The organism is Escherichia sp. 93.1518 (genome assembly GCF_013368915.2).
GTDB lineage: Bacteria > Pseudomonadota > Gammaproteobacteria > Enterobacterales > Enterobacteriaceae > Escherichia > Escherichia ruysiae.
The window spans coordinates 1-454 of sequence record NZ_JABWMT020000109.1; the positions used below are offsets into that span (position 1 = coordinate 1).

The window sequence follows — 454 nt, forward strand, 5'->3', positions numbered from 1 at the left end:
GAAGTGGCAATCCGGTCAGCGTGGAGGTTCAGTCCGTCACCGACGGCGTGAAGGTGAAAGTGAGCCGTGTTCCTGACGGCGTTGCTGAATACAGCGTGTGGGGGCTGAAGCTGCCGACGCTGCGCCAGCGCCTGTTCCGCTGCGTGAGTATCCGTGAGAACGACGACGGCACGTATGCCATCACCGCCGTGCAGCATGTACCGGAAAAAGAAGCCATCGTGGATAACGGGGCGCACTTTGACGGCGACCAGAGCGGCACGGTGAATGGTGTCACGCCGCCAGCGGTGCAGCACCTGACCGCCGAAGTCACCGCAGACAGCGGGGAATATCAGGTGCTGGCGCGCTGGGACACGCCGAAGGTGGTGAAGGGCGTGAGCTTCCTGCTCCGTCTGACCGTAACAGCGGATGACGGCAGTGAGCGGCTGGTCAGCACGGCCCGGACGACGGAAACCAC

Annotated in this window: 1 protein-coding gene; it reads left to right on the forward strand. The window is 63.7% G+C overall.

The window, feature by feature from the left end; all coding sequences use genetic code 11:
* Nucleotides 1-454 (forward strand): phage tail tip protein J-related protein (locus HEN21_RS22640; protein ID WP_445297815.1); only part of this gene is annotated, 454 nt, incomplete at both ends.